This window comes from Micromonospora sp. NPDC003197, from assembly GCF_053590565.1.
Window position 1 is genome coordinate 118,107 of sequence record NZ_JBSFTE010000020.1, and the last position, 6,757, is coordinate 124,863.

6 protein-coding genes are annotated in these 6,757 nt (G+C 68.6%); 3 read left to right on the top strand and 3 right to left on the bottom strand.

Annotation, left to right across the window (positions count from 1 at the left end; genetic code table 11):
• Positions 1-115 precede the first annotated feature (115 nt).
• Positions 116-1,426, top strand: a complete 1,311-nt coding sequence (locus ACWDV4_RS21565) for an IS701 family transposase (protein WP_449981529.1) — start codon at positions 116-118, stop codon at positions 1,424-1,426.
• Positions 1,427-1,487: 61 nt separating this feature from the next.
• Here the strand turns inward: ACWDV4_RS21565 and ACWDV4_RS21570 are convergent, their stop codons facing one another.
• The 3 genes from ACWDV4_RS21570 to ACWDV4_RS21580 all read right to left on the bottom strand — a co-directional run bounded on the left by ACWDV4_RS21570 (position 1,488) and on the right by ACWDV4_RS21580 (position 4,611).
• Entirely contained in the window at positions 1,488-2,432 is a 945-nt protein-coding gene (locus ACWDV4_RS21570; RefSeq protein ID WP_449981531.1) for an acyl-ACP desaturase, read from the bottom strand.
• Between the two features lie 67 nt (positions 2,433-2,499).
• Complete coding sequence (hisS, locus tag ACWDV4_RS21575; RefSeq protein ID WP_449981533.1) at positions 2,500-3,846, bottom strand: histidine--tRNA ligase; 1,347 nt, start codon at positions 3,844-3,846, stop codon at positions 2,500-2,502.
• A gap of 45 nt (positions 3,847-3,891) precedes the next feature.
• On the bottom strand, positions 3,892-4,611 hold the full coding sequence (locus tag ACWDV4_RS21580) for an MBL fold metallo-hydrolase (RefSeq protein WP_449981553.1): 720 nt from the start codon (positions 4,609-4,611) through the stop codon (positions 3,892-3,894).
• Positions 4,612-4,873: 262 nt separating this feature from the next.
• Here ACWDV4_RS21580 and ACWDV4_RS21585 point away from each other — a divergent pair, with 262 nt between their 5' ends.
• Both ACWDV4_RS21585 and ACWDV4_RS21590 read left to right on the top strand, forming a co-directional pair.
• Positions 4,874-5,764 (top strand): peptidylprolyl isomerase, encoded by an 891-nt coding sequence (locus ACWDV4_RS21585; protein WP_449981535.1) that lies wholly within the window; start codon positions 4,874-4,876, stop codon positions 5,762-5,764.
• Between the two features lie 66 nt (positions 5,765-5,830).
• Positions 5,831-6,667, top strand: a complete 837-nt coding sequence (locus ACWDV4_RS21590) for a peptidylprolyl isomerase (protein WP_449981537.1) — start codon at positions 5,831-5,833, stop codon at positions 6,665-6,667.
• Positions 6,668-6,757 lie beyond the last annotated feature (90 nt).

The window sequence follows — 6,757 nt, forward strand, 5'->3', positions numbered from 1 at the left end:
TGTAGATCAACTGTGGGGGTGCGCGACGCGCGGGGTCGCGGGTGGTGGCCTTCGCGGTAGATAGACGGAAGCATCAGCGGTGCCTAAAACGCCCTGTGTGGGGAGTTATCCGCTGATGCTTCCGTCTGTAACCCTACCGCCGTCGCTGGCATCGCTGGTGCAGCCGCTACGTTCATGTTTCACCGCGCCGTCGTTCGTGACGTTCTGCGCGTTGCTGGTGGGGCACGTCGCGGCGGTGCACCGGCGCACGGTGTGTGGGATGTGGATCGCCGCCGGGTTGTCACGTCTGGCCCATCACGGGCGGGCGCACTGGTTCTTCGCCCGGGCCCGGTGGTGCCCGGACACACTCGGTCTGACCCTTGCGACGCTGATCGTGGACATGTTCCTACCAGCGGACGCGGCGGTCGAGGTTGTTGTCGATGACACCCTGTTTCGCCGGTACGGGCGCAAGGTCCATGCCGCCGGGTGGCAACACGACGGGGCCGCGCAGGGGACCCGCAAGTTCGGCTACGGCAACTGCTGGGTGATCGTCGGGATCGTGCTGCGGCTGCCGGTACCGGCACGGCCGGTGTGCCTGCCGGTGCTGTTTCGACTGTGGCGGCCTAAACAGCACGTGTCGAAGGTCGACCACGCCGCCGCGTTGGTCACCATGCTGGCCGGGACACTCGGACGCCGGTTGCACGTGACCGGTGACGCGGCCTACCACGGACCCGCGTGCAAGACGCTACCCCCCGATGTGACCTGGACCTGCCGGCTACAACGCAACGCTGTCCTCCAGGACATCGCCGGACCACGGCGCGCCGGCCAGCGCGGCCGACCACGACTCAAGGGCCCCCGCCTGGGCACCCCTGCCGACCTAGCCGAAACCCTCACCTGGAAGAACGTGACCATCGAACGCTACGGCCAGCGTGACACCATCGGCATCACCACACGCACCTGCCTGTGGTACGGGGCGTTCGGCACCCGCCAGGTCCGCATCATCCTCGTACGCGAACCCGCAACCACCGGTTATGACCTGGCCCTGGTCACCACCGACCTACACACCCCACCCGCCCAGGTCGTGGCCCGCTACGCCGCCCGCTGGTCCATCGAAACCACGATCGCCAACGCCAAACAACTCCTCGGAGTCGGCCAAGCCCGCAACCGCGTCCCACGAGCGGTCGAACGCACCGTCCCGTTCGGGCTGATCACCCTCAGCATCGTCACCGTCTGGTACACCCGCCACGGCTACCACTCACAAGACATCAACGACCGTGCCGCACTGTCACCCTGGTACACCACCAAAACCGAACCAGCGTTCGAGGACATGCTCACCAAGCTCCGCCGAACCCTGATCGCCGCCCGATTTTCTCCAACCCACCCAGCCCAGCCCACACCCGAAGAAATCCAAGAAGTCCAACGAGCGTGGGCCGCAGCCGCCGCATAACTACAAAACTTCAGATAGGAAGGGGCCCTTCCTAACGCCTCAGCGTTGGGCAAGCTATGCCTCAGCGCTTGGCGAGCCGAGCCAGCCGAGCGTCCCGCTTCTCCTCGAAGCGGGTGGCGGCCCGGTCCAGCTCCTCCAGCTCGCGGCCCAGCTGCTCCTGGGCGGCCTCGCCGTCGGCGTCCAGCCCGGACACGTTGAAGACGTCCCACTGGCGCAGCACCGGCGCGAGCACCTCGTCCCGGTGCTGCCGCAGGTCGTAGATGCCAGCCAGGGCGATCGCCACCGACTTGCGGGCGAACCCCTCGATCCCGTTGCCGGGCATCTGGAAGTCGGCGACCACGTCGGCCACCGCCCGCATCGCCTGGCTGGGGGCCACCTCGAACGCGGCGGCGAGCAGGTTGCGGTAGAAGACCATGTGCAGGTTCTCGTCGGCCGCCACCCGGGCCAGCAGCCGCTCACAGACCGGGTCGCCGGTGGCCTTGCCGGTGTTGCGGTGCGAGATCCGGGTGGCCAGCTCCTGGAACGACACGTACGCGATGGAGTGCAGCATCTCGCTGTCGTGGGCGTTGCTGTACCCGGTCGACATGTGCACCATCCGGGCCCGTTCCAGCGCCACCGGGTCGACCGCCCGGGTGACGGTCAGGTAGTCGCGGATGGCGATCCCGTGCCGCCCCTCCTCCGCCGTCCAGCGGTGCACCCAGGTCCCCCAGGCACCGTCCCGACCGAACAGGGTCGCGATCTGGTGGTGGTACGACGGCAGGTTGTCCTCAGTGAGCAGGTTGACCACGAGCGCCGTACGGGCCACGTCGGACAGTTTCGAGTCCTCGGGTGTCCAGGCCTCCCCGTCGAGCAGGCCGTCGAAGGTCCGCCCCTCACTCCACGGCACGTACTCGTGGGGGAACCACTCCTTGGCGAGCCCGAGGTGCCGGTCGAGGTTGCTCGCGACGACGGGTTCGAGCTCGGTAAGCAGGGCGGTTTGACTCAGCGGGGCGGTGCGAGCGGTCACGGCGTCTCCCTACGGTGGCGTAACTTACGCCACCGTAGGTTAAGAACGCGCGAAACGCCAATGGATCTCACCCAAGGGCGGGTCGCAGGTCCGCCGTCGGTGGGCTCCACACCTCGGGTACGGCCGGCACCTGGTCACCCGAGCGGATGTCCTTGACCTCGTCGGCTGCCCCGTCGACCCCAGGGAACCAGACGTACGGAATGCCGCGCCGCTCGGCGTACCGGATCTGCTTGCCGAACTTCGCGGCGGACGGGGACACCTCGGTCGGAATGCCCCGGCGGCGCAGCGCGTCAGCGATCCGGTTGCTCGCCGGCCGCTGCTCCTCGGCCCCGAGCGCGACCAGCACGCAGGTCGGCACGCTCCGGGAGATGGTCAACGCCCCGGCCCCGAAGAGCAGACCGAGCAGCCGGGACACCCCGATCGAGATGCCCACACCGGGAAACCGGGTGCTGCCGGAGGTGGCCAGGTTGTCGTAGCGGCCGCCGGAGCAGATCGAGCCGAACCGCTCGTAGCCACGCAGCTGGGTCTCGTAGACCGTACCGGTGTAGTAGTCGAGCCCTCGGGCGATGCGCAGGTCGGCCACGCAGAGCCCCGGCGAGTGCGCGGCGGCCGTCTCCACCACCGCGACCAGCTCGGCCAGGCCCTCGTCCAACAGCGGATCCGATACGCCCAGACTCTGCACCGCCTCGGCGAACGAGGCGTCCGGCGCGGAGATCTCGGCCAGCGCCAGGCACGCCTTGGCCTGTGCCGGGCTGGCCCCGGCGGTGTCCACCAGCAGCGTCGCCACCCGGTCGGGACCGATCTTGTCGAGCTTGTCCACCGCCCGCAACGCCGCCTCCGGGTCGGTCAGCCCGATCCCCCGGTAGAACCCCTCGCAGACCTTGCGGTTGTTGACCTGGATCAGGATCGGCGACTGGCCGGCGGACTGGCCCAGCGGCAGCCCGCTGAGCGCGTCTCCGATCACCAGCGGCAACTCCGCCTCGTAGTGCGCGGGCAGCGTGTCCCGGTCGACGATGTCGATGTCGGCCTGGAGGAACTCGCGATAGCGCCCTTCCTGCGGCCGTTCCCCGCGCCACACCTTCTGGATCTGGTAGCGCCGGAACGGGAACTGCAACCGGCCGGCGTTCTCCAGCACGTACCGGGCGAACGGCACGGTCAGGTCGAAGTGCAGACCGAGGGCGTCGTCGGCGGTCGGCTCGGCGGGATCCTCGTGCAACCGCCGCACCACGTAGACCTCCTTGGAGGTCTCCCCCTTGCGCAGCAGCTGGTCCAGTGGCTCCACCGCCCGGGTCTCCAGCGGGGCGAAGCCGTACAACTCAAAGGTGTTACGGATGTGGTTCAGGACGTACTGCTCGATCATCCGCTGCGGTGGCAGCCACTCGGGAAATCCGGAGATCGGCGTGGGCTTGCTCATCATGCTCCTTGACTTCCGCGCGCCGTCTCAAGCTGCGCGGTGGGGTTACCAGCCTCGGGTGGGACCGGCCGGGCGCGCGCCGTCGCGGTCAGCGACCTCCCGCAGGTACGGGTTACTCGCGCGCTCGCGGCCGATGGTGGTCGCGGGTCCGTGGCCGGGCAGCACGACGGTGTCGTCGGCGAGCGGGAGGATCTTGTCCCGCAGGCTGGTCAACATCGCCGGCATGCTGCCGCCCGGCAGGTCGGTGCGGCCGATCGAACCGGCGAACAGGACGTCCCCGGAGAGGCAGAGCTGGTCCGCCTCGAACGGAGAGCCGGCCGCCGGCAGTCGGAAGAGCACCGACCCGCCGGTATGGCCGGGAGCATGGTCGACAGTGATCTCCAGCCCGGCCAGGGTGATCGTGGTGCCGTCGGTCAGCTCGGCCACATCCTCCGGCTCGGTGTACGGCAACCGGCCGCCGAACATCTGGCTCAGGTCCGTCGACAGCGCCTTGGTCGGATCGGCGAGCAGTTCCCGGTCGGCCGGATGGATGTAGGCGGTGATGCCCTTCGCACCGCAGACCGGGGTCACCGAGAAGGTGTGGTCGAGGTGCCCGTGGGTGAGTAGGACGGCGGCCGGCTGGAGTCGATGCTCAGCGAGTACGGCGTCGAGTTGGTCCAGGACCCCCATACCGGGGTCGACCACGACGCACTGCTCGCCAGCAGCGGGGGCGACCACATAACAATTGGTGCCCAGGAAGTCAGCGGGAAAACCGGCGATGAACACGTCGGATATCCTCCCGTCCACGGTTGTCGTCCTGGAAAGACTATCCGTCGCTCCATCCTGCTTTTCGCGGGCACACACCACTCCCGTTGGTATCAGTGGCAACAATGATGCTGTCCGATCACCACTGCGGTCGACCTCGTACACCACTTTCTCAGCAGATAGCCGTACACTCTGGCGGGCGTGTGGCGTGGCGCACTTGACGCCCGACAACGGCAGCCTGCCGTCCGCCACGGGATCCGGGTCAGAGGAAAGGGGAGCGCGGGTGGCTTCCAGCAGGGACCGGCAGCGAAAACTGGCGCGGGCAAAGCTCGATCGACAGATGGCCCGTCGGGCGGCTGCCGCCCGACGGAAGCGCCAGATCCAGGCCGGTATCGGCGCGGCAGTGGCACTGGCACTGGTCGTACTCGGCTCGGTCTGGGCGCTCGGCGGATTCGACCGCGAGCCCACCCCGACTGCCAAGGAGATCTGCGCCTGGACTCCTCAGGACTCGTCCGGTAACAGCAATCTCAAAGAGGTGGGCCAGCCGGCCACGACGGGACTGCCTACCGCCGGCACCCGCCCGATGACCATCACCACCAACCAGGGCGCTCCGATCACCGTCGCCCTCGACCTGGGCAACGCGCCGTGCGCGGGGGCGAGCTTCGCCCACCTGGCGAGCAACTCGTTCTTCGACAACACCAAGTGCCACGAGATCACTGACGAGGGGGCGCTGCGCTGCGGCGACCCGAGCGGCACCGGGCAGGGCGGCCCGACGTACTCCTTCCTCAGTGAGAACATCCCCTCGGCTCCGGCGGCAAGCCCGGCACCGGGCCAGCCGGCGGTCTACCCGGCGGGCACGGTGGCGCTGACCAGCAATGCCCCCGGGGCCAACGGCAGCCAGTTCCTGATCTTCTTCAAGGACTTCAGCCCGGCGCAGCCCGGCTACCCGATTGTCGGCAAGGTCACCGCTGGACTGGACGTGGTCCAGAAGATCGGTGCCCTGGAAACCGTGGACAATGGTTCTGGCTCGAAGGTGACGCCGAAAACGGACGTGGTGGTGCAGAGCCTCACTGTTGGCGAGGTCGACCCCACCGGCACGCCCGCCGAGCCGAGCACGAGCGCCGTACCGTCGGCCACCGCCACCGCCAGCCCGACCGCAGCCGCGAAGTCCTGACCGGCCCGGCCACGGACAGACCGCAGACTAGATACGCACCGCCCAGACAGCCCAGGAGGAGCCACCGTGACGTCCACCAGAGAGCGGCAGCGCGCTGCGGCGCGGGCACGACTCGAAAAGGAGATGGCCGAGCGTGCCGCCCAGGCCCGCAAGCGCCGTCGGCTACAGGCCGGTATCGGCGCGGGTGCAGCCCTGGTGCTGGTCGCGGCCGGCACGGTGTGGTTGGTGACCAGCCTCGTTGGCGACGACAAGGACCAGGGGACGACCCAGGCCGCCGGAATGGCGCAGTGCAGCTGGGTCGAGGCGGCACCGGAGGAGCGCAGCCCGCAGACCAAGGACGTCGGGCTACCGCCGACCGAGGCTAAGAACACCGGTAGCCAGGTGATGACGTTCGACACCAATCTCGGCCCGATCGTCGCGCAGCTGGATCTGGCGGCCGTCCCGTGCACCGCCGCCAGCTTCACCCACCTCGCTGAGAAGAAGTTCTTCGACAACACCAAGTGCCACCGACTGGTCACCGAGGGCCTGCAGGTGCTCCAGTGCGGTGATCCGAGCGCCACCGGTGCCGGTTACCGCGAGACCGACGGTATGGGCGGCCCGACGTACCGGTTCGCCGAGGAGAACCTCCCGACCGACAAGCGCCCGGCCTACCCGGAGGGCGTGATCGCGATGGCCAAGTCCCAGCAGCCGGGCAGCACCGGCAGCCAGTTCTTCATCGTCTACGGCGACTCGGAGCTGGACCCGGACTACACGGTGCTGGGCACCGTCACCAGTGGCATGGACATCGTCAAGCAGGTCGCCGCGGCGGGGCACGACAACGCCTTCGGCCAATCGGCCGGCGGTGGCCACCCCAAGAAGGAAGTTCTGATCAAGAGCCTGGCGATGAGCGCCCCGCAGGGCTGATCCTCCGCCAGACATCACGAAGCGGGGGGGTTGGTGGTGGGGGGTCTTGAGCAGCCCGGGTGGGGTGTTTAAAACGAGAAGGGGGGTGGG

Coding starts and splice junctions, on each gene's coding strand:
- ACWDV4_RS21565 (WP_449981529.1), top strand. CDS start 116: ATGCTTCCGTCTGTAACCCTACCGCCGTCGCTGGCATCGCTGGTGCAG.
- hisS (WP_449981533.1), bottom strand. CDS start 3,846: ATGAGCAAGCCCACGCCGATCTCCGGATTTCCCGAGTGGCTGCCACCG.